Annotated in this window: 17 protein-coding genes and 1 tRNA gene; 7 read left to right on the top strand and 11 right to left on the bottom strand. The window is 45.4% G+C overall.

Annotated elements, in window-relative coordinates; translation table 11 throughout:
* Window positions 1-45: 45 nt before the first annotated feature.
* The gene (locus ACRD7P_RS10965; protein ID WP_430907644.1) at window positions 46-177 is read left to right on the top strand and encodes a hypothetical protein; all 132 of its coding nucleotides are present in this window, start codon (window positions 46-48) and stop codon (window positions 175-177) included.
* On the opposite strand, the gene ACRD7P_RS10960 is transcribed toward ACRD7P_RS10965, so the two are convergent.
* Window positions 174-836, bottom strand: a complete 663-nt coding sequence (locus ACRD7P_RS10960) for a hypothetical protein (protein WP_430907643.1) — start codon at window positions 834-836, stop codon at window positions 174-176. The genes ACRD7P_RS10965 and ACRD7P_RS10960 overlap by 4 nt on opposite strands.
* A gap of 294 nt (window positions 837-1,130) precedes the next feature.
* Between ACRD7P_RS10960 and gcvP the strand changes: the two genes are divergently transcribed.
* From gcvP to ACRD7P_RS10930, 6 genes are all read left to right on the top strand, one after another.
* Window positions 1,131-3,980, top strand: coding sequence for an aminomethyl-transferring glycine dehydrogenase (gene gcvP / locus ACRD7P_RS10955; RefSeq protein ID WP_430907642.1), 2,850 nt, complete (start codon window positions 1,131-1,133; stop codon window positions 3,978-3,980).
* 169 nt (window positions 3,981-4,149) lie between these two features.
* Window positions 4,150-5,208, top strand: coding sequence for a 3-oxoacyl-ACP synthase III family protein (locus ACRD7P_RS10950; protein WP_430907640.1), 1,059 nt, complete (start codon window positions 4,150-4,152; stop codon window positions 5,206-5,208).
* A gap of 72 nt (window positions 5,209-5,280) precedes the next feature.
* Window positions 5,281-5,802: a methyltransferase gene (locus ACRD7P_RS10945; RefSeq protein ID WP_430907638.1), complete on the top strand. Its 522-nt coding sequence runs from the start codon at window positions 5,281-5,283 to the stop codon at window positions 5,800-5,802.
* An 87-nt stretch (window positions 5,803-5,889) separates the two neighbouring features.
* Window positions 5,890-6,747, top strand: a complete 858-nt coding sequence (locus ACRD7P_RS10940) for a glycosyltransferase family 2 protein (protein WP_430907637.1) — start codon at window positions 5,890-5,892, stop codon at window positions 6,745-6,747.
* Window positions 6,748-6,819: 72 nt separating this feature from the next.
* A complete protein-coding gene (locus ACRD7P_RS10935; protein ID WP_430907636.1) occupies window positions 6,820-7,449 on the top strand; it encodes a hypothetical protein in 630 nt (209 codons plus the stop codon).
* 186 nt (window positions 7,450-7,635) lie between these two features.
* Window positions 7,636-8,778, top strand: coding sequence for a sterol desaturase family protein (locus ACRD7P_RS10930; protein ID WP_430907634.1), 1,143 nt, complete (start codon window positions 7,636-7,638; stop codon window positions 8,776-8,778).
* Between the two features lie 214 nt (window positions 8,779-8,992).
* Here the strand turns inward: ACRD7P_RS10930 and ACRD7P_RS10925 are convergent, their stop codons facing one another.
* The 10 genes from ACRD7P_RS10925 to ACRD7P_RS10880 all read right to left on the bottom strand — a co-directional run bounded on the left by ACRD7P_RS10925 (window position 8,993) and on the right by ACRD7P_RS10880 (window position 22,404).
* Window positions 8,993-12,319: a DUF7594 domain-containing protein gene (locus ACRD7P_RS10925; RefSeq protein WP_430907633.1), complete on the bottom strand. Its 3,327-nt coding sequence runs from the start codon at window positions 12,317-12,319 to the stop codon at window positions 8,993-8,995.
* 636 nt (window positions 12,320-12,955) lie between these two features.
* Window positions 12,956-13,204 (bottom strand): hypothetical protein, encoded by a 249-nt coding sequence (locus ACRD7P_RS10920; protein WP_430907631.1) that lies wholly within the window; start codon window positions 13,202-13,204, stop codon window positions 12,956-12,958.
* Between the two features lie 786 nt (window positions 13,205-13,990).
* A tRNA-Arg gene (locus ACRD7P_RS10915) sits at window positions 13,991-14,064 on the bottom strand.
* A gap of 10 nt (window positions 14,065-14,074) precedes the next feature.
* Window positions 14,075-14,524 carry a GatB/YqeY domain-containing protein gene (locus ACRD7P_RS10910; RefSeq protein WP_430907630.1) on the bottom strand — a complete coding sequence of 150 codons (450 nt, stop codon included), beginning with the start codon at window positions 14,522-14,524 and terminating at the stop codon, window positions 14,075-14,077.
* Window positions 14,525-14,610: 86 nt separating this feature from the next.
* Complete coding sequence (ftsZ, locus tag ACRD7P_RS10905; protein WP_430907628.1) at window positions 14,611-16,554, bottom strand: cell division protein FtsZ; 1,944 nt, start codon at window positions 16,552-16,554, stop codon at window positions 14,611-14,613.
* 59 nt (window positions 16,555-16,613) lie between these two features.
* A complete protein-coding gene (gene ftsA / locus ACRD7P_RS10900) occupies window positions 16,614-17,996 on the bottom strand; it encodes a cell division protein FtsA (protein ID WP_430907627.1) in 1,383 nt (460 codons plus the stop codon).
* Between the two features lie 3 nt (window positions 17,997-17,999).
* A complete protein-coding gene (locus ACRD7P_RS10895; RefSeq protein WP_430907625.1) occupies window positions 18,000-18,719 on the bottom strand; it encodes a cell division protein FtsQ/DivIB in 720 nt (239 codons plus the stop codon).
* Entirely contained in the window at window positions 18,709-20,061 is a 1,353-nt protein-coding gene (gene murC / locus ACRD7P_RS10890; RefSeq protein ID WP_430907624.1) for a UDP-N-acetylmuramate--L-alanine ligase, read from the bottom strand. Before murC ends, ACRD7P_RS10895 begins: the two co-directional genes overlap by 11 nt.
* A 53-nt stretch (window positions 20,062-20,114) precedes the next feature.
* The gene (gene murG / locus ACRD7P_RS10885) at window positions 20,115-21,209 is read right to left on the bottom strand and encodes an undecaprenyldiphospho-muramoylpentapeptide beta-N-acetylglucosaminyltransferase (protein ID WP_430907622.1); all 1,095 of its coding nucleotides are present in this window, start codon (window positions 21,207-21,209) and stop codon (window positions 20,115-20,117) included.
* Window positions 21,196-22,404, bottom strand: coding sequence for an FtsW/RodA/SpoVE family cell cycle protein (locus ACRD7P_RS10880; RefSeq protein ID WP_430907621.1), 1,209 nt, complete (start codon window positions 22,402-22,404; stop codon window positions 21,196-21,198). Before ACRD7P_RS10880 ends, murG begins: the two co-directional genes overlap by 14 nt.
* Between the last annotated feature and the right edge of the window lies 1 nt (window position 22,405).

The raw sequence follows: 22,405 nt of genomic DNA, 5'->3' as shown, positions 1-22,405 counted from the left end.
GAAGCCACTTTTGTAGAAAAACTACAATTGCGATACCATCTATTCATGTGTAAAAATTGTTCGGAGTTTACCAAAAAAAATACCGAACTGACTTCGCTTTGCGATAAGGCACAACTCAACGGCCTTTCCAATAACGATAAAGAACAGATGAAAGCCGCCATCAAGGAAAAAAGCTAGCCTAAAAAATAGTCCGCTCCCCTAAGTACCAAGTACCAACAAATCGGAACCGCTTCAACAAAGAAAGCGGCAAAATACCGATGCTGCGTTTTTCTCGTGGCCAACAGACAGCACAGTAACATTAGGGTCAGGGCCGCTGTCCCAAAAATGGCGACTTGCGACACGGTATCTTTTCCGAACAAAAGTAAGACCAGTAAAAAAGCCCCGATAAAACCCAACCTTTTGGCACCCCGAACCCCATAACGTTGGGGCAATGTCCTCAGTTCCGTACCATCATACGCAAGGTCGCGTATTTCAAAAGGGACCAACAATACGAAAACCAATAAAAAACGCTGTACAACGCTAATGCTGGCGTCCCATGACCAAGCTATGTAGCTCTCCATAATCGGTAGCACCACCGTAGCGCCCGCCCATACCAAGGCTACCAAAAAAACTTTGATGCCGCCCCAACTTCTCAGGTTCTTGGTTCCCGGTAATATGGGTATGGCATACAGTCCAGTAAGGGCAAGTAATACCAGTAGCCCCAGCCAGGTTTCCCGCTCAAGATAAAAACAGAAATATGTGGCTATCCCCAAACAAAACAGACTAAATATCTGAATACTCCGGTGGTATCGATTTACGAGCTTATAGTACTTTTCGGCCTCTACACCGTACTTCATGAAATTGTAACAGGCTATCGACCCAAAAAACAAAAAAAAAGCAAGGGCCTTTGGCAGTGGAATGTTGAACAAAACGCAAGTACAGCCTACCAATGAAAAAACTGCCAAAGCCACGTGTATACTGGCATCAAGATAGAAATCGAAAACACGTTGCAGCCACTTCATTAAACAAAAATAGCCAAACTGTTTATAACCCTCCGGTTTGGTTAAAAACTTTGATGCAGTTGGTCGATAATCGGTTTATTTAAAGCCAATTAATGCCTAATTTTGCACAACAAATTAAAAGCTCGCTTTATGAAAACTGACGTGTTTGCATTGCGCCATATCGGTATTAGGGAAGAAGACCATCGACATATGCTCGATGCCATACAGGTGGCGGATCTGGAACAACTGATCCATGAGACCATTCCGGAAGAAATTCGGTTGAAACGACCATTGCAATTGGACCGTCCTATGAGCGAGCATTCCTTTTTGAACCACCTTCAAGGTTTATCGGAAAAGAACGCGGTTTTTAAAAGTTATATCGGCTTGGGGTATCATAAAGCGCTGACGCCCTCGGTGATCAAAAGAAACATTTTGGAAAACCCGGGCTGGTACACCGCTTATACTCCTTACCAGGCAGAAATTGCACAGGGCCGTTTGGAGGCACTGCTCAATTTTCAAACGGTAGTAACCGACCTTACGGGTATGGAACTGGCCAATGCCTCCCTGTTGGACGAAAGTACGGCCGCGGCCGAAGCGATGACCATGCTGTTCGATGTGCGTTCGCGACCACAAAAAAAGAATGGTGTAACGAAGTTTTTTGTTTCGGAAGAAATTTTGCCGCAGACCTTGGCATTGCTCCGAACAAGATCCAAGCCCATAGGTATCGAATTGGTTATCGGCGACCATAGGGAGTTCGATTTCAATGATGAATTTTATGGCGCGCTCTTACAGTATCCGGGCAAATACGGACAGGTCCATGATTACGAAAGCTTTGTTGCCAAAGCAAAGGAACAGGACATCAAGGTTGCCGTTGCCGCGGACATCTTGAGCTTGGTACTCCTAACCCCTCCCGGGGAATTCGGCGTCGATGTTGTTGTGGGAACTACACAGCGTTTTGGAATACCTTTGGGATACGGAGGACCGCATGCGGCTTTCTTTGCCACAAAAGAAGCGTACAAACGGAATATTCCCGGACGCATCATCGGGATAACCAAAGATACCGATGGCAAACCCGCCTTGCGCATGGCCCTACAAACAAGGGAACAGCACATTAAAAGGGACAAGGCTACTTCAAACATTTGTACCGCCCAGGTGTTGTTGGCGGTTATGGCGGGCATGTATGCGGTGTACCATGGTCCAAGAGGCCTAAAGTATATTGCTTTAAAAGTACACGCCAGCGCATGTACCCTTGCCGACGCCCTTGAAAAAACGGGCGTCTATCAAATGAACAGCTCCTATTTCGATACCATTTTGGTGAAAGCCGATGCGAAAAAAGTGAAACCGATAGCGTTGGCAAAAAAAATCAACTTCCTCTATGTGGATGAAGATACCGTAAGCATTTCGGTAAACGAGGCGACCACCTTGGAAGATTTGCAGCAGATCGTCGCCGTTTTTTCGGAGGCGTTACAAAAACCCCCACACCACATAACGGCGCTATTGAACGAAACCGCGATTGAAAAAACATTACAACGTGCTGCCCCTTTCATGGAAAACGAGGTATTCAATTCCTACCATTCCGAAACCGAATTGATGCGATACATCAAAAAATTGGAACGAAAAGATCTTGCGCTCAACCATTCCATGATCTCTTTGGGCAGCTGCACCATGAAATTAAATGCCGCTACGGAAATGCTTCCTTTAAGCTGGTCGCAGTGGGGCAACATTCACCCTTTTGTTCCCCTAGAGCAGGCCGAGGGATATCAAATCGTTTTACGGGAACTGGAAAAAGACCTCAACGAAATAACCGGTTTTGCCGGAACCTCCCTACAACCCAATTCCGGGGCCCAAGGGGAATACGCAGGACTGATGACCATTCGTGCCTACCATGAATCCCGAAACGAAGCACACCGAAACATCTGTATCATTCCCGCATCGGCCCATGGCACCAACCCGGCATCGGCCGTTATGGCCGGTATGAAAGTAGTGGTCACCAAAACGGACGAAAAGGGAAATATCGATCTGGCCGATCTTGAGGAAAAGGTACAATTACATTCGAGCAATTTGGCTGCGCTTATGGTCACCTACCCCTCTACACATGGTGTTTTCGAATCTTCCATAAAAAAGATCACCCAATTGATCCACGACCACGGTGGCCAGGTATATATGGACGGTGCGAACATGAACGCCCAGGTAGGTCTTACCAACCCTGCTACCATCGGTGCCGATGTATGCCATTTGAACCTACATAAGACTTTTGCCATTCCCCATGGTGGTGGCGGACCCGGTGTAGGTCCCATTTGTGTGGCACCCCAACTGGTACCCTTTTTACCGGGCAACCCGATTATCGAAACCGGAGGGGAACAAGCCATTTCCGCCATTTCGGCAGCTCCCTGGGGAAGCTCCCTTGCCTGCCTCATTTCCTACGGATACATTAAAATGCTAGGAGAGCAAGGTTTGCGCCATAGTACCGAAATCGCCATTTTGAACGCCAATTATATCAAACATCGTCTCAACGGCCACTATGAGGTATTGTATACCGGTGAAAAAGGAAGGGCGGCGCACGAAATGATCTTGGATTGCAGGCCCTTTAAACAGCATGGTATTGAAGTCACGGACATCGCAAAACGGCTTATGGATTACGGATTTCATGCCCCTACCGTTTCCTTTCCCGTAGCCGGAACCGTGATGATCGAACCCACGGAAAGTGAAAATTTAGCGGAACTCGACCGTTTTTGTAATGCCATGATTTCCATAAGAAGCGAAATTGAAGCGGCAAGTGCCAGTGACCCGGACAATGTATTAAAGAACGCACCGCACACCTTGGCCATGGCTACGAACGACAAATGGAAGTTTCCATATAGCAGGGAAAAAGCCATTTTCCCCTTGCCTTTTGTGGCCGACAATAAATTTTGGCCTACGGTACGACGCGTAGACGACGCTTATGGCGATCGTAATTTAATCTGCACCTGTGCTCCCATAGAAGCATATGTAGAAGCTTAAAAAAGAAGCATTTACACCTATTTAAAGGCCTTTGCGCGAACATGCAGGGGCCTTTCCCATTTATTGGGTGCTTAAAAATATGCGCTGGGCATCGTAGTATTTTATTATGCACGCATAATATGATAGGGATAAGCTGGTATATTGCGATAATGCTAACCATTCCCTCTTTATGAAAACGACCATAACCGGAACCGGATCGTATATCCCCACCGTTACCGTTCAGAACAACGCCTTTACCAACCATCGGTTCCTTAACTCGGACGGTAGTGGTTTTAAGCATCCCAATGGAACGATAATCGAAAAATTCGAGGCCATTACGGGTATTGTCGAACGACGGTACGCCGAAAAACACCTTAACGCCTCCGACCTTGCTTTTTTGGCGGGTGAAAAGGCCATTGCGGATGCCGGTCTGGATAAAGAAACGCTGGACTACATCATCGTGGCACATAACTTTGGGGACGTAGCCCACGATGTATCCCAATCCGATACCCTGCCCAGCTTGGCCTCAAGGGTAAAGCATTTGATGCGCATCCAAAATCCAAAGTGTGTGGCATACGACCTGCTCTTCGGATGTCCCGGATGGATTCAGGGACTTATTCAAGCACGGTCGTTCATTAACAGTGGTATTGCCAAAAAATGTTTGGTGATCGGGGCGGAAACCTTATCCCGCGTAATCGATCCGCACGACCGTGACAGTATGATCTATTCCGATGGCGCCGGCGCGGCGGTCTTAGAGGCAAACACAGGTCAAAGTGGTGAAATATTGGCACAGGAAATGGCCACTTTCGCCAAAGAGGAAGCCTACTTCTTATTTTCCGATGTATCGTATTCCAAAAATGCCGACCCGACAAAATATATTAAAATGTACGGGCGGAAAATTTATGAATTTGCCGTAACCCATGTTCCCCATGCCATGAAAGACTGTTTGGATAAAAGCGGGTATGGAATAGAAGCCGTTAAAAAAATATTCATCCACCAAGCGAACGAGAAAATGGACATCGCCATCTTAAAGCGCTTTTATGAGTGCTATGGAGCCACACCACCTGATAATGTCATGCCTATGAACATCCATGAACTCGGCAATAGCTCCGTGGCCACCGTACCGACACTTTTCGATATGGTACGCAAAGGAAAATTGGCCGATCAGTCCGTCTCCAAGGGAGATGTTGTTATCTTTGCCAGTGTAGGGGCGGGAATGAACGTAAATGCCATCGTATATAAGGTATGACGTAAAAAAAGCCGTTCCTGTTTTTCAAATTTTTAATTTCAGGACCAAAATAACGTCAAGCGGCATCTATCCATGTACGAACAAACCTATCCGAGCAAGCGTTTTCATAATACCCTGTCTTTTCTAAAAAAACACGTTGGAACCGAAGAAGCTATCCTAGATCTTGGAGTACCCAACCCCTTTTCCAAAATTATGACGGCCGAAGGGTTTCAAGTAACCAATACCAACGGGGAAGACCTAGACCTCACCTTCGAAAGCGTTCAAAACTCCGCGGCGGACGTAACGACGGCCTTCGAAATTTTTGAACATTTGGTAGCACCCTTTAATGTATTGCGAAACATCCCTTCTGAAAAATTGGTGGCGAGCATTCCCTTAAAACTTTGGTTTTCTTCGGCCTATAGGAGCAAAACCGATCCTTGGGACCGGCACTACCACGAATTTGAAGATTGGCAGTTCGATTGGCTCTTGGAAAAAGCGGGATGGGAAATCAAAGATCGGATGAAATGGACCAACCCGGTGCGAAAAATTGGAATTCGCCCCTTGTTGCGCAGCATTACCCCCAGATACTATATTGTTTATGCAGAAAAAAAGTAAGGGGAAAGCCGTTCGAAAACACAGCTATTTCGTGAACGATGGCATCACAAGGTCAGCTGGGAAAGAAACCTATGAATTACGGACAATATGAACTATTACGTGGTCATACCCGCCCATAACGAACAACAGTTTCTTTCGTTTACCTTGGATAGCTTATTGCGGCAAACCCTGCTCCCCAAAAGGGTAATCATAGTCAATGACAATTCTACCGACGAAACCGAAAACATCATTGACTCCTATACATCCGAACATTCCCTTTTCACAAAACTGAATACGACTTCCGACACCCTGCACATGCCCGGCAGTAAAGTGGTCAATGCCTTTAAAAAAGGGCTGGCCCTACTGGATGAAGACTACGATTTTTTGGTAAAGCTCGATGCCGACATTGTTTTGCCCGACCCTTACTTTGAAAAAATAGCCCTCGCGTTTAGGGCCAACCCCAATATTGGTATCGCCGGCGGTTTTGCTTACGAGGAAGACGCCAAAGGAATATGGAAACGGAACCATCCCATGAACAACGACCATGTGCGCGGAGCCTTTAAGGCCTATTCCAAACGATGTTTTAAGGACATTGGCGGGTTAAAATCGGTAATGGGGTGGGACACGGTAGATGAACTGCTGGCGCGGTACCACGGCTACGAAATACATACGGACGAAAACCTTCATGCAAAGCACCTTAGGCCCGTTGGCAACGCGTACAATAAAAAAGCCAAACTGCTACAGGGCAAGGCCATGTATGGCATGCGATATGGGTATCTGATAACACTGATCGCTTCGTTAAAGATGGCTTTGAAACAACGCAAAAAAAATGCTTTTTTCGATAATATGGAAGGCTACCTGGAAGCCGAACGGAACAACGCAGCGTTTTTGGTCTCTGAGGCAGAAGGGAAATATATCCGCAAATTGCGGTGGACCAATATGAGAAAAAAACTACTGCCATTTTAACGGTGAAATGGGATAATTTGATTTTTTTGGGATATGACGGTATCCCAAAAGCTCGCAAACACGTTCGAATAAATGAGACCGATCTTGATCCTTTTTTTCAGCTTAACGCTTCTTATCAATTGTAAAATAAAGAACGAAGCGCAAGAAAACATTCCAGCTCCACCAACAAATGTCCAAGGTCCGGGGCATAGCCTGAAAGCCTCTTGCTTTTTTAAGCTCGATGACAAGTATTCCACTGTTCGGGACAGCGCTCAAATCGAAGAATGGTTGACCGAAAAATCAAAAGTACTTTTGAACACCGATAGCATACCCAACATTTTTCATCGGAACGGCGGAGGGCCGAACGGAGCACAATGGAACCCGGGTACAGATCTGTATCTGGCCGTGCTTGCCAAAGGCTCTTCCATGGACAAGGAAACACCATCTATCTATATTAACGGGTCGCTTTATGATCAAAAGTCAAATCAAAAAGAAATCGGCCTTTTTTGGTATGCCATACCGCTTGACTATTGGGAAAAACAACTTACAAATATCGACTCCGAAGCTATCGGGAACTTATATTCGCCTGAACTGCTGGCCGGTGCTGAAAATGGCATTATTGATCTTTCCGCACCTCTTGATGAAGGACAAATTCTAAAGTTCGATATCCACTATAAAAAAGAAACGATAACCCGATATTTTCACGTCGCTTTTGGGGAATAATGCCGTTAACAGAAGTCGGTGGCCCTCAAGCTCCCACGAGTGACGCCAATTTAAGTTTTGGTTTTCTGCTTTCTTTATGGTCTTAGGAGCATTTTAGCGTTTTTACCCTAAACAAATCCTTACCGTGGCAATACACCAAAATCCCCGTTGTAACGTTAGATAAACATATCCAAACCAAAATATCCCATGAAAAACCAAACCACCCGTATGAAAATCGGCGAAGGCAGGATTAGTGGAGCCATTTCCATTTTTCTTGGTTGCCTTACCTTAGGGGCCTTGTTGTGCTTCAAGTTTCCAGAGCTGCTGACCACTCCGGAATTTCGAGAAGTATACACCGCCGAAATGGCCGAAAACCTCATGTTGGGGGGCATCATTGCCACCTTTCTTTTTGCATTGTTAAGCCTGCTGTTCAACAAAAACAAAAAAAATGCCGTTATCGGGGTCTCTCTCGGCGTACTTACCGTTGTATTGGGTGGAGTAATGGTCGAAGGGCGGGCCGTAGAAAAAGTAAATTGGAGCATTGGTCTGGATTGGCTTATTCTGGACCTATTGATCATGGCGGTATTGTTCGTACCGATAGAACTGGTTTTTCCTAAAAATAAATTACAATCCAAATTTCATGAAGAATGGCGCACCGACCTCATTTACTTTGGAATAAGCCATTTGGCCATTCAGCTCTTTGGGGTGCTGACCAAAAAACCCGCAGTGGCCTTTTTTGGATGGATGAACTTAGATCAGGTGCATACCTGGGTTTCGGACCTTCCCTTTATCCTAGAATTGTTCTTGGCACTGTTGATTACGGATGTGTTTCAATATTGGGCACATCGGTTCTTTCACTCGCACCACTACCTATGGCGTTTTCACTCCATACACCACTCTACCGAAAACATGGATTGGTTGGCCGGTTCGCGCACCCATTTTATAGACATCTTTTTTACCCGAAGCGTATCGTACATTCCGTTATACGTTATGGGTTTCTCCACCTTGACTTTTAACGTATATATTATTTTTATCGCCATACACGCGGTGTTGATCCATGCCAATACCCGAATCAATTTCGGGTTCTTAAAATACATTATTACCACTCCGCAGTACCACCACTGGCACCATTGCGAAGAGCCGGAGCACTACGGAAACAATTTTGCAGTGGTATTCCCGTTCATCGACAAAATTTTTGGTACCTACTATCTACCGGGCAACGAATGGCCCAAAGGAACCGGTTTGGTCGATGCTACCTTTCCAAAAGGGTTTCTAAAACAACTCGTTTTTCCGTTTACCAAAAACCCGTTTAAAAACGATCTGTTGCCGGAGGAACGTAGCAAACGTTAAGTAGACACCTACTTGCCGGGATAGGAATCTATACCGTTCTTACACAGTACTGTTGCCGTTATCCCTGTAAAGAAGACTTCTTAACCGCCCAGGAACTTCCAGCGGACCATATCACAACAAAAAAGGGACAAGATCAAAAAGTCTTGCCACCTAAAATCCTGTTTCAAAAGATTTTAAAACAACGCGGTGCAGTCAACACCGAGAAGCTTCCTTACTATTTTGAGATAATAAGTTTAAATGCCGTACCGCTATTTCTAGCCTGCACCAAATAAACTCCGGCCGGTAAATGCGATGCATCTATTTCTTCCCCTTTGGTGTTCGCTATCTTGGTTTCATAAACCCTAACGCCCGAAAACGTTTCTATGGTGAGTATCTCGCCTTCGTTAAGACCTTCAATTTTGAAGACACCCTTTGAAGGATTTGGATACAATAGCGGTGCTTTTTCGTCCGATACCTCAACATTCGAGACCACAGCCGCTGTATTCCCCACTGTTTTTAGGATAAGAACAGGGCCCTTATCACCCTCTTTGGAACCATATTCCAACCATTTTCCATTTTCCCCTGAAATTTTTAGGGAAACAAAGCGTCCCTTTGAGGCCTCTATGGCCGCGGTAACATCAACATCTATATAGGCGGCAATCTTTTTAGGTGTGAAAGTACCCACAACGGAACCCGCAGCAGGGGCGTTTTTGGCTGTAATCGTCGTTTCGGACCACGAGTGGTCGTTGATCTGCGCGACGGTCATTGTATTGTTTCCCGAATTTCTGTTGACATAGAGCCTGAGCTTCGCATTTTCAATAGTGCCGGGCAGCTTGCCCACATCAAATTTTAAATACGACTCCCTGCTCCAGACCGAGGCGTCGCGTACCACCAATTTGTCTTCCTCTCCAAAATTGGTATCGGTATAGTTTCCAAAACGGACATAGGCATCATCTTTGGGCGCCAACCGTAACGTACCATTTTCTCCACCACCCGCAGAAGCGCCCGATTGCGATACCTTAATTTCGCGTCGGACCCCATCCCCGGAAATGAAGATGCTGCCCGAGCGGTCCCCTTTTCCCAAATTAGGTTCGGCAGTAACGGTGATAGTACCATTGCCGCTACCATTTTTTGGAGATACGCGCATAAATCCCCTATTATCAAAAAGGGTCCAATCGATATTGGAAGTAATCGATACCTGTTGCTCACCTCCTTTGGCATCAAAGCTTAGCGCAGTAGTTCCGGCGGTTAAAATAGTATCCGTTTCGGTTTCCCCATCGGCATCGTTAGTGGTACCTACCCAAGTTCCTGCTCCGGCAGATCCAATGTAAAACTGTCCGTAGATATAAGGGTCCGCCGCAAAAATCGCTCGCCCTTTGGTAATTCCAAAAGGATAGAGCGTACCTACTTTAACAAAGGTCTCCCCTTGGTCCAAAGAACGGTGCACACCGTATTCCCCGTTCACCTTTCCATATATGTACCATGCTTTATCGGTAGTGCCCGGTTTTGGCGCCCCGAAGGAAATGTCGATTACCTTTTCGGTTCCCTTGACTTCTGTCCAGTTCGCTCCCCCATCCGTTGACTCGTACAACGGATGCATACCGTTATCGGAATTTTGATATGCGTTAAAACCGTACGAAAAAAACAGATGTCCCGAATTGGTCGGATGCGTCCTCAGTTTACAGGAAACATCGGATTCATTGGGCAACGAACCCTGTAGAGAAAAGTTTTCCCCATAATCGGTGGAGCGATATAGCTTATTACTGCGGTGGTTATAGGCATAAAAAATGTTTCCTTGAACAGGATCGGCAGCAAGTACATTTTTATAAAAATAGTAGTGATCGTTCCATGAGTCTTCGGGTTCGGGCGTGTTTACGTTATACCAATCGGCACCGCGATTTGGAGAATATAAAAACTTTCCAGGTACCCTTTTTGAGCGGTCCGCGTCCCATTTCGCCAATTCTTCGGTGCACCAAATAAGTTTGTTCTTATCTTTGGAGGAAACCATGATGTTTCCATATACGTTGCGCTTGGCATCGCCACTAACGGCTTCTGTATTAAAAGGAAAGGTATTGAACTTAAAGGGAGTCCATGTTCTACCGGCATCTTCGCTGTAACCGGAATACTTTACGCCGGTGTGTTTGTTATTGTCCTGTGCTTCGAATATGCCATATACAATATTCGTATTTCCCGGAAAAACGGCAAAATCCCATCCGGTGTTAAATTCTGCCGTAGGCCCGTATTGGTCGGGATAGGTCTCCAAATTCTCCATTTTTAATGCGGCACGGTCCCAATTGCCGATCAGCGGTTTACCGGCCTCGGGGACCACAATTTTGTTTACGACCAACTCCGAAATGCCCCTGCTCTGCGAGTTCCATGTCAAACCTTCCTTAGCAGGATCGTTGTAATCATCAAAGTACCATACCCCGACACCTTCGGATACCCAAATTCGTTCACGGTTCGGGTCCCAAGCGAATTCCGCAAAAGAAGCTGACGCTATCGTACTTAAATACGGCACATCATTTTGGGTATTCAACCTATCGATGTACAACTTTTTCCATGTGGCTCCGCCGTCATTGGTAATAAAACTACGAGGGATGGTGTTGCCAATGAAACCGTTGCGATTGAAGACTAGCATTTGATCGCTATCCGTGGGGTTGATCAACACTTCCCGAAAGGCACTTGCAAAAGGCGGTGTCAGTTCGGACCAAGCTTTGTTTTTAAAAAGGAACACTTTTTGATTTTTTTCTTCTGAAACCAGATAGGTACCGTCATCGGAAATTTCGGCGTCCTCTACCTTTTTGTAATCGGCCATTTTACTCCAGCTGTTTCCCGCATTGTCGGTTCGAAAAATTCCTTCTCCCCAAACCGATACATAGATCCGTTTTGTGCTTCCTTGACCATTGGTCCCGGAAGATTTATCAAAAACGATTGTCCCGATTCCCGGGAAATCGTTACGTCCCCTTCCGATGGGTTCCGGAGCCCCCACGGGAACACCGTTCAACACCGTCCAATTTTTGCCCCCATTATTGGAAACCAAAAGCCCATCCTTATTGCTTCCAAAGTACACCACATCTTTATTATTGGGATCTACCGCCAAACGTTCCCCCTGTAACCGGCCCGCTCTGGCATTTGGCTCCATATGAATGGCCCCTTTAGAAGTAGCACCGACTTTCCAGTTATCCCCCTGATCATCACTGTAAAACAAACGGTCTACAAAAGCCATATACAAACGGTTCCCGTCCGATGGGGCCGATACGATACTGGCCACCCCGTCGTATTCAAAAAACCCTAGTTCATAATCCTTTAGTGATTGTTGCGTTACGATGTTTATCCACTTGTCCTCACGATTACTCCAACGATAGGCTCCCCCAACATCGGTCCTGCAAAGCATTGGAGCTCCGGTCGGGTGAATGTCCAAACCGGTGACAAAACCTCCGGATCCCTGGGCTATGGTACGGTACTCCGTTGATACCTGTTGGGACGAACCAACATACATACCGAGCATCAGCATGCAGTACGTGCTTACTTCTAAAATCAATTTAATGGTAGCTTTCATCATGTTACATTTTTATTAGAGGTTATGTATGCCGTTGAGCAGAAAAAAGATGTTAAAGGAATGGGCTTGAGCAGGGAAGAGAAACGCTTCCTTGTCAAACCTTGTTAAGTAACCCGTATTGTATATGTAGTATGGTCTACCGTATAGTATGTGATAATCGCCTAAAACGGTAAGGGTAAAGCTAAAGGTTTCTTAGGGGCAGGAATTCACTAAAAGTGACGGCTTTTGTTGAAAAATGACAATTCTTTTTAAAGCCAAAAAAAGAAGAATATGGAGTTTTTGTCTTTAATTGGTTTGGGCCTAATACTAACGCTACTTTTTATCGATTTGAAAAATAACATTCATAATTAGAAACATGGGCTGGGCATTAGAAAATTCCTTGCCCTGAACAGGTAAGAACAAAAGCAGCATTGCGGTCCTTGCCTTTTTATCTTCAATCTTTTTTGATGCACTGGATGCATTATAAGATTATCCTAGTATATTATCCCTCGTTCAAACACGGCAAAGCAAGCACAATCGATTCAAACCGCTTTTAGCATAAGTTCAGAATGAAAGGTGAGCGGTACGTGATGGAGATTTAATTTAACAGCAATAATGAATTGGTTATGGGTTCAACATCCAAATCAGCTGGAGAAAACTTTAAGGAGATATTTTGTTTCTGTTCTCGTACTTCATTAGGGAATCCATTAAAATCATAGCCCATTTCTTCGAAAACCCTTCCCAGCTTTTCATGTTTTCTTTAGAGGTTTCCAGCCAAAAATCAATAGCGGCAGAATGTCTTTGGCAACCATAAAAATTTACCGCTACGCCACCTACCATCGGCATTCGCACACCACGACTATCGGCCAGCTTGAGAAATTGATCAACGTCTTTTTTCCATTGTTGCATTAATCGTTGGTTTTGATTTTAACCTTGAAACTGTTCTTGTCCAGTTTTTTTTGCCCTGGTGGGAAGCCTCTTGCCATGTTGTATCAACTCAATAAAACGATAGCACCTTTCGCTTCCGGATAAAGCAAGGAAATCTCTTTCCTGCTCCATATTTGCCTCGTCCTTTGTTCTGAAAGCTATTTTCATCTATTAATATTTATTGCTTTTTAATGGTCAGATGTAATTCGCCAATAATCATCTCGGTTGGTATCAAGAATTGTTATGGCTCATTTCATAATATGAGATTTTAAATCTATAAGTTAAGCGTTTATAGACTCAAGGTCGTCAGCCATCAATTGAGGTTTATAGATGTCTTTTACGATCAATTGCCCAACCGCCAATACTTTGATTAGCCAAAGTAATAAACGTTCGAACCGAAAAAGCTATGATACTCGATACTTTAAATTAGATTGTTCGTTTTAGGTGACACTTTGAAATTCAAACTTATTAAATAATGATATCCTGTAATTTACCGTTGCATAATACTCAAAACCTCTTGGGAGAATAGTTTGAATGAATTCAACGCGTATAATTGAATATCAACAAAATAAAAATAAACAAACATAATGTTTATCTCTTTTTATGACCACGGAGGGATTGCATATCCCTATTGCGCTCCCCTTTGCAAATTGCGAACCAGGGGCTATCGCCCTAGTTTTGTGTTTTTCTCCTAAACTTCAAGGCTACTGCCTTAGTTTTTCCAAAAAACAAAAAACCACGCCTAAAAGACGTGGTTCTTGATTGTAGTGACCGCGGAGGGATTCAAACCCCCAACCCTCAGAGCCGAAATCTGATGCGCTATTCAGTTGCGCCACGCGGCCTACTATATGGCTATGCCAATTTCTGTTTTACTATCGTAGAGATGGTTTTTCCATCGGCCTGCCCGGCCAACTGTTTTGATACCATTCCCATTACTTTTCCCATATCCTTCATTCCGGAAGCACCCGTTTTCTGGATGACATCCGCAACTACATTTTCTATGGCCGCTTCGTCCAATTGCTCCGGAAGAAACTGTTCGATTACCGCTACCTGCTCCAACTCCGGGGCAGCAAGGTCCTCACGGCCTTGCTCCTGAAATATAGCGGCGCTGTCCTTCCGTTGTTTTACCAACTTCTGAACCAACTTCACTTCCTCCTCCTCGGTAAGTCCGTCATTGGAATTACCACTCGTTTGAGCCAACAACAAAGCTGATTTTATGGCGCGCAACGACTCCAATGCTACCTTGTCCTTCGACTTCATAGCCTCCTTCATCTGCTCCATTACTTGTTGTTGTAAACCCATCTTTTGTAATTGGTCTGCGAAGATAAAAAATAAACCCGAAAAACAAATTGCTTTTCGGGTCCAAAGTGTAATTGAAATTTTTGACCTTAATCTACATTGTCGTGCAAAAAGGAATTGTTGGACCGCAATTGCGCATCGTCATTACTATCTTCACTCAACGTAGTACGCGATACCTTGTTTTCCCGAGGTTTCTCCGTTAGGTCGATTCCTTGTCGCTTATAAGCAGGTTCCTTTTCGATTTCTTCTATATTGTTCACATTGTTCTGAAACTTATAGTTGAAATCCTTTAGTTTTTTTCTGCGCTCGTCGGCCCGTTCCTTAAGCAATGCTTCTATTGGGCTGTCCATAGGGTCGATTTCAGAAACTTCCTTGGTCTCTACCGCCTTGGCTTCCGTTTCGGTCTTCTTTTCGAACACCAGCTCGTCCTCCACGATTTTTGGCTCGTATTCTTCGGCCTTGGATTTGGCACCTGTCAGCTTGTTCTCCAGCTCCATATAGTCATCCAAACTATAGCGTGTTTCCCCATTTTTATTATACTCCAAAACTGGGATCACCTCCACGTGGTCCTCCACTTTAATGTCCTTTACTTCTTCCTCCAAATTGAACATCACCACATTTTCCTCATCCTTTTCCGAGTCATTGTCCGTGGCCAAAGGCATATCAAAACTTATGGCAAATTGATCGTCGTTCTCGGGAGCTACTACTTCTTCCGCATCGATAACCTCAATATTGTTCAATGTTTCGTTTGCATCGATAATAATGAAGTCATCTTCCTTTACTTCCTGCTTTGCCACCTGCTCCACCACCTCTTCATAAAAAACATTGAAGTTTTTAATGTAATTGGTCGTCGGTATCAGATCCATACCGATTTCCTCTTCTTCCAAAACATACTTTACCGTAGGTTCCTCTTTAACGGTCTCCTCCGGTTCTTCGATCAATTGGTGTACGACCGTTTTGGGCTCGCTCAAATTGCGGACCGCTCGTTGCTCGTCCTCCAACGTATGAATGATTTTTTTGGATTCGGTATTCACAATGTCGTCCTGCTGGTCTACATCAAAACCGGTAGCGATAACGGTTACGGAAATGGCCTCTCCCAATTCCTCATCTTCACCGACCCCCATAATGATGTTTGCACCATGCCCGGCCTCTACCTGAATATGGTCGTTAATTTCACCGATTTCATCAATGGTGATTTCCTGCGAACCGGAAACGATAAGCAACAACACATTCTTGGCCCCGGTAATTTTATTATCGTTCAACAAAGGAGAATCCAACGCTTTCATAATGGCTTCATTGGCCCTTGCCGAACCAGTGGCAACTGCGGACCCCATAATAGCGGTACCGCTATTGGAAAGCACTGTTTTGGCGTCCCGAAGGTCAATATTTTGCGTATAGTGATGGGTAATCACCTCTGCAATGCCCCTTGCGGCGGTGGACAACACTTCATCCGCCTTGGAAAAACCGGCCTTAAAGCCTAAGTTCCCATACACCTCACGCAACTTATTGTTGTTGATGACGATAAGGGAGTCCACATTGGAGCGTAATTTTTCTATACCCAATTGTGCCTGTTGGCAACGCATTTTTCCTTCAAACTGAAACGGCATGGTAACGATCCCCACGGTAAGGATATCCATTTCCTTTGCTTGCTTGGCAATGACGGGAGCAGCACCAGTTCCTGTTCCTCCGCCCATACCTGCGGTTATAAATACCATTTTTGTAGTGGTATCCAACATTCCTTTAATATCTTCCATACTTTCCAAAGCTGCCTGTTCGCCCACTTCGGGATTGGCACCTGCACCGAGCCCTTCGGTCAAGGATACTCCCAACTGTATTTTATTGGGTACCGAACTATTTTGCAGTGCTTGTGAATCGGTGTTCAAAATCACAAAATCAACGCCATTGATTCCCGACTGGAACATGTGGTTGATGGCATTGCTTCCACCGCCACCAACGCCGATTACTTTAATTACATTGCTTTGATGCTTGGGCAGGTCAAAGGCAATTCCTTCAAATTCCGTGTTGTTACTCATAGTACTTTTTTACTGGTTCTTATTGTTAACTGATGCTATGCATGTTCTTCTTTTACCGATCATTCGGCATTATCCAAAAAGTCTTTCAACTTCTCGGACCATTTGTCAAAAACAGATTTCCGCTCCCGTTTTGGGCGTAGCTGTTTTTCTTGTTCCGCCGGCTCTCCGGCCATGACCAACTCGCCTTCCTCGTTGGCCGATTCCCTTGCGTTTTCTTTAGCCGCGGCAACATTCTTTTGTGCGGCCAAAGGTGTTTCGGTTTCCTGCATTTTTTCTTTCACACCGTTTTGAACGGCATTCATCAACAGTCCGACCGCAGTAGCGTATAGCGGACTGGCGATTTCGGAATCGGAATCGCCCGCGAGGTGTTCGTTCGGAAATCCGATTCGAGTATCCATTCCGGTAATGTACTCCACCAATTGCTTCAAGTGCTTTAATTGACTACCACCGCCCGTAAGTACGATACCCGCGATGAGTTTCTTTTTTTGCTCTTCGTGTCCGTAGTTTTTAATTTCAACGTAAACCTGTTCGATAATTTCCACCACTCGGGCATGAATGATCTTGGACAGGTTTTTTAAGGTAATCTCCTTGGGCTCCCTACCGCGGAGTCCGGGAATGGAAACGATTTCGTTGTCCTTATTTTCCCCGGGCCAGGCCGAACCAAATTTGATTTTCAATAACTCCGCCTGTTTTTCTATAATGGAACATCCCTCTTTAATATCCTCGGTGATGATACCACCACCAAAGGGAATGACCGCTGTATGGCGAATGATACCATCCTTAAAAATGGCGAGGTCGGTGGTACCGCCACCGATATCGATCAAGGCCACACCGGCCTCTTTTTCTTCCTTGCTTAAAACGGCCTCGGACGATGCCAAGGGTTCTAGGGTAATGTTGCCCAAATCCAGACCGGCACTTTTAATACACCTGCCTACGTTTTTAATGGACGAAACTTGGCCTACCACTACATGAAAATTTGCCTCAAGACGGCCTCCGTACATTCCAATCGGCTCTTTGATCTCTGCCTGACCGTCCACCTTATACTCTTGGGGAAGAACATGTATGATTTCTTCGCCGGGAAGCATTACCAATTTATACACCTGGTTGCACAGTTTGTCCAGATCATCTTCATTGATCACCTCTTCCGAATCGGCCCGGGTAATGTAATCACTATGGTGTAGGCTTCGGATATGTTGTCCTGCGATACCAACGACGACGGAACCAATTTTAAGCCCAGAGTTCATCTCGGCCTCCTCTACCGCTTGCTGTATGGATTTTATGGTCTGTGTAATATTGTTGACCACACCCCGGTGCACGCCCAAGCTTTTGGATTTGCCGATTCCCAGTACTTCAATTTTTCCGTACTCGTTCTGCTTACCGATTATGGCAACAATTTTGGTTGTTCCGATGTCTAAACCGACCGAATAATTTCCTATTTCCATAATTTATATTTTGGTGCACACCACTTGATTGTTAAACTCTAAATTCACCATGGCAAATTTCCCTAAGGTCTCATCTTTTCGGGCCTTTGCGTAAAAGGCCTTGAAGTTGTCGAACTTTTCTTTTAAATGTTGCACATCGCCGAGGTGCACCACAAAATTTTCCATTCGAAATTTCAACTGATAACTATGAAGCTCTTCTACGTGAATGCCGATGACATTTTTGCGTAAAAACTCGTCCTCATTAATAAACTTCAATATCTCATAAACGTCCTCCAGACTATCGCCAGTAACTTTTCCGGTAATAATCGGCACCCGCGCGGAGTACACCCGCGATAATGGCATGCGTACCCCTTCGTCATCCAAATAATATTTAGATGACCCCTCTACTCGTCCTATTGGTTTTCGCTGAACAATTCTGGACGTAAGTTCACCGTTTACAGTAAGATAAACTTGGGCGTTTTTTACCATTTCATTGGCCTCAACGGCCTTCTCCATAGTATTCAAAACTAATTTTTCTTTGGGCAGGTTTTCGAGGCTCCCGAATTTTTGTATTAACAATTTATTAACCATGTCCTGCGTAATGTACAGGTTCTGGTCTCCCGTAAACTCTACCTTAAGTCCTTGCACTTTCTTTTGTTTGTTCCGGTGCGCGGAGAAAGCATAAAGCCCGGTGACGACCACCAACAATCCCATTAATTTTACAAGGTTCCAATTAATACGCATATTCCAATTCTCTTTTAATTTTTGGTACTTCCAATCCAATATCTCCGGCCCCTAAGGTTACCAAAACCTCTGGTCCTTGTTGTTTGATTTCGGCGACAAGTTCTTTTTTCGCCATTACTTTTTTATTCGGGTTCGTTATCCTTTCCAATAACCATTCAGAGGTCACTCCGGGCATGGGCCGTTCCCTTGCCGGATAAATATCGAGCAATATGATGCTACCAAAGCGGGAAAGGCTTTCGGCGAAGGCATCGACAAAATCATTGGTCCTGGAAAACAGGTGCGGCTGAAAAATGGCAAGGACCTTTTTTTCGGGATGCATTTCCGAAATGGCCTCAAATACGGCATCGATTTCCGTAGGATGATGGGCATAGTCGTCGATGAAAATAAAATGTTCCGATTTCATTTGATAGGAGAACCGTCGCTTCACCCCTTTAAAGGCATCCAAAGCCTTTGCAAGATGGTCCGGTTCCACGCCGGTTTGAACTGCCATGGCGAAGGCCACCAGAGCGTTCAGCAAATTGTGCCTTCCCGGTTTGCCGAACCGAACGCCTTTAATGGTTGTTTCCGGAGTTTCCAGATCGAACCGATAGGCCCCCTCTTCTATTTTTACATTTCGGATACAATAGTCCGAATTGTCCTCGATACCATAGGTAATTCCTGGGATGGGCAGTCCGTTGCGCACGAAAAGCACCCCTCCCGGCTTGATGCGTTCCTTAAAATCCCGGAACGACTTGTGCAGTTCCGATACATCGCCATAAATATCCAGATGGTCGGCATCCATGGACGTAATACAGGCCACGTTGGGCGAAAGGCTTAAGAAGGAACGATCGAACTCATCGGCCTCCACTACCGAAACTTCATTTCCCCTAAAGTGAAAATTACTGTTAAAATCCTCTGAAATCCCACCTAAAAATGCGGTCATGGACGTATTCGTTTCGGAGAGCAAATGTGCCAGAATACAGGAGGTCGTCGTTTTCCCATGGGTACCCGCGACGGCCAAACAAAAGGTACTTTCGGTAATAAGGCCCAATACCGCCGATCGTTTTAACACCTCAAATCCCATAGATACAAAATACCGGTATTCGGTATGCGTTTCCGGCACTGCCGGGGTATAAACGACCAAGGTATCCGCTTTATCTAAAAAGGGCGCCGCAATGTGCTCCAAGTCGTCCGTATAGTGGATATCGATACCCAATGCTGTCAACTCGGCCGTCAGCGGCGTGGCAGTTTTGTCATATCCGGCCACATTTTTGCCTATAAACTTGAAATAACGGGCCAAAGCGGACATGCCGATACCTCCGATACCGATAAAATATACGTTATGTACGTTGTTCAAGTTCATTGCAATACGATGCTGCGCTAACTATTTTAAAGTTCCCTCGGGAACCATATAGATCATTCGTTTTCTAATAATTTTTCAATTTCGTCCACAATATGCCGTGTGGCATCGGGCAATGCCAATGCTTTGATGTTGTTGCCCAAGGCGTTTCGCTTTTCTTCGGACTGGTGCAATGCCGAAAAAACCGTTTCAAATTCGGTATCCAATTGCGATTCTTTCAGAAGAAGGGCCGCATTTTCCTTTTCCAATGCCTGTGCATTTTTGGTCTGATGGTCTTCCGCCACATTGGGCGAGGGAATAAAAATGACAGGCTTCCCAACGATACACAGTTCGGAAACCGAACCTGCTCCCGCGCGTGAAATAATGCTATCCGCAGCGGTATAGGCATAATCCATACGGTTTAAAAAAGCGGTTACTTTTACGCTATCCGAATGGTACTTTTTATACTCCCCGTAATATAGCTTTCCACATTGCCAAAGCAACTGAATGCCCAACGACTCCAAAAAGCCCAGTTCTTTTTCGATCAACTGGTTGATTCTTCTGGCCCCTAAACTCCCCCCTAGCACCACTAAGGTAGTTTTGCTTTCCTGCAACCCAAAGTGCTCGAGCGCCTCCTTTTTTCCTGCTTTGATATCGACCAGGTCGCCACGTACCGGATTTCCTGTTTTTACAATTTTATCCTTTGGAAAAAAACGCTCCATTCCATCATAGGCAACACATATTTTGGCAACACGATCTTTCAATAATTTATTGGTTATTCCCGCATAGGAATTTTGTTCCTGCAACACACAGGGGATGTTTCTGCCAGATGCGACCCGCAACAACGGACCACTGGCAAAACCACCGGTACCGACAACGGCATGGGGCCTAAACTTTGAAACAATTTTTCGCGCTTGTACCAAACTACTGATCAATTTAAATGGAAACATCAGGTTCTTAAGCGTCAGTTTCCGTTGTATCCCCGTAATCCACAGTCCTTTTATAGGATACCCCGCCTGTGGCACTTTCTCCATCTCCATACGATCCTTTGCCCCTACGAACAACAGTTCGGCATCAGGGTAACGCCGTTTTAACTCATCGGCAATTGCAATTGCCGGGTAAATATGTCCTCCGGTACCCCCCCCGGACAGTATGAACCTAAACTTGCCCACTGAGTACTTCTAAAGGGTTGCTATCGCTCACTTTTGATTTCTTACCGCCAACGGAGGTTACCGAAAAATCCTTTACGCTGGCGCTCAATACGATTCCGATGGCCATACAGGTCATCCAGCTCGAAGTACCCCCGCTACTGATCAACGGCAGGGTCTGCCCCGTTACCGGAAACAGCTCCACCGCCACCGCCATATTGATCATGGCCTGGAACACGATGGGCAGACCTACCCCCAATGCCAACAATTTTCCGAAAATGGTAGGGTTGGCATTTGCCACCACCACGATCCGAAAGAGCAGCAAGAGGTAAAAAAACATTAAGGCGAAACCGCCTACCAGCCCATATTCCTCTATGATGATCGCATAGATAAAATCGGACGAACTCTGGGGCAAAAAATTCTTTTGGACGCTCTTTCCCGCGCCCTTGCCTACCAATCCCCCGGTAGCGATGGCAATCTTGGCCTTTTCGATTTGGTAACCCGCTTCCGCATCCTCACCCCCAAAAAAACTTTCCACCCTGCGCTCCCATGTGTCCACACGGTTGTTGAACAGTTCCGGTGCCGCTTTTGCCACCACAATGAACAGGGTAAGGCCCAATAGCCCGGTACCGATGATACTTAAAAGGTACTTTATGGGATAGCCACCCAAGAAGCATAACAACAGCACCATGGAGAAAATGATCGCCGCCGTGGAAAAATTTGCGGGTAAAATCAATACCAATACTAAAAACACGGGCAGCCATAAGGGCAGTATGCTCTCCTTAAAACCGATCGTTCGATCTTTGATTTTGGTCAGATATCGGGCCACATAGATCATCAGCACCACAGCGGCCAAATTCGATGTCTGAAAACTGATGCCCACAAAAGGCACACTGATCCACCGACTTGCATTGGCACCACCGATCGTGGTACCCTGGGCAAGCGTAAAGGCCAACAGTACAATGACCACGGGCATCGCAATTAGCGACAGCCCCTTAAAATAATGGGTGGGAATACGGTGGATCCCATAGATGATCCCAAAACCCAAAACAAGCAACAAGGCATGTTTGAACAGGTGTCCCGTTGTGGTACCATTACCTACCACGTAAACGAGATTACTGCTCGCACTATAAACCGGCAAAAAGGAAAACAGGGCAAGCAGGGCCACAACCGCCCAAATCGCCTTATCCCCTTTTATATTTTTTACCAAGTTGCGCATT

Source organism: Maribacter sp. 2-571, from assembly GCF_050589625.1.
In the GTDB taxonomy this organism is placed as follows: Bacteria; Bacteroidota; Bacteroidia; order Flavobacteriales; family Flavobacteriaceae; genus Pelagihabitans.
This window is presented reverse-complemented; position numbering and strand designations above follow the sequence as displayed.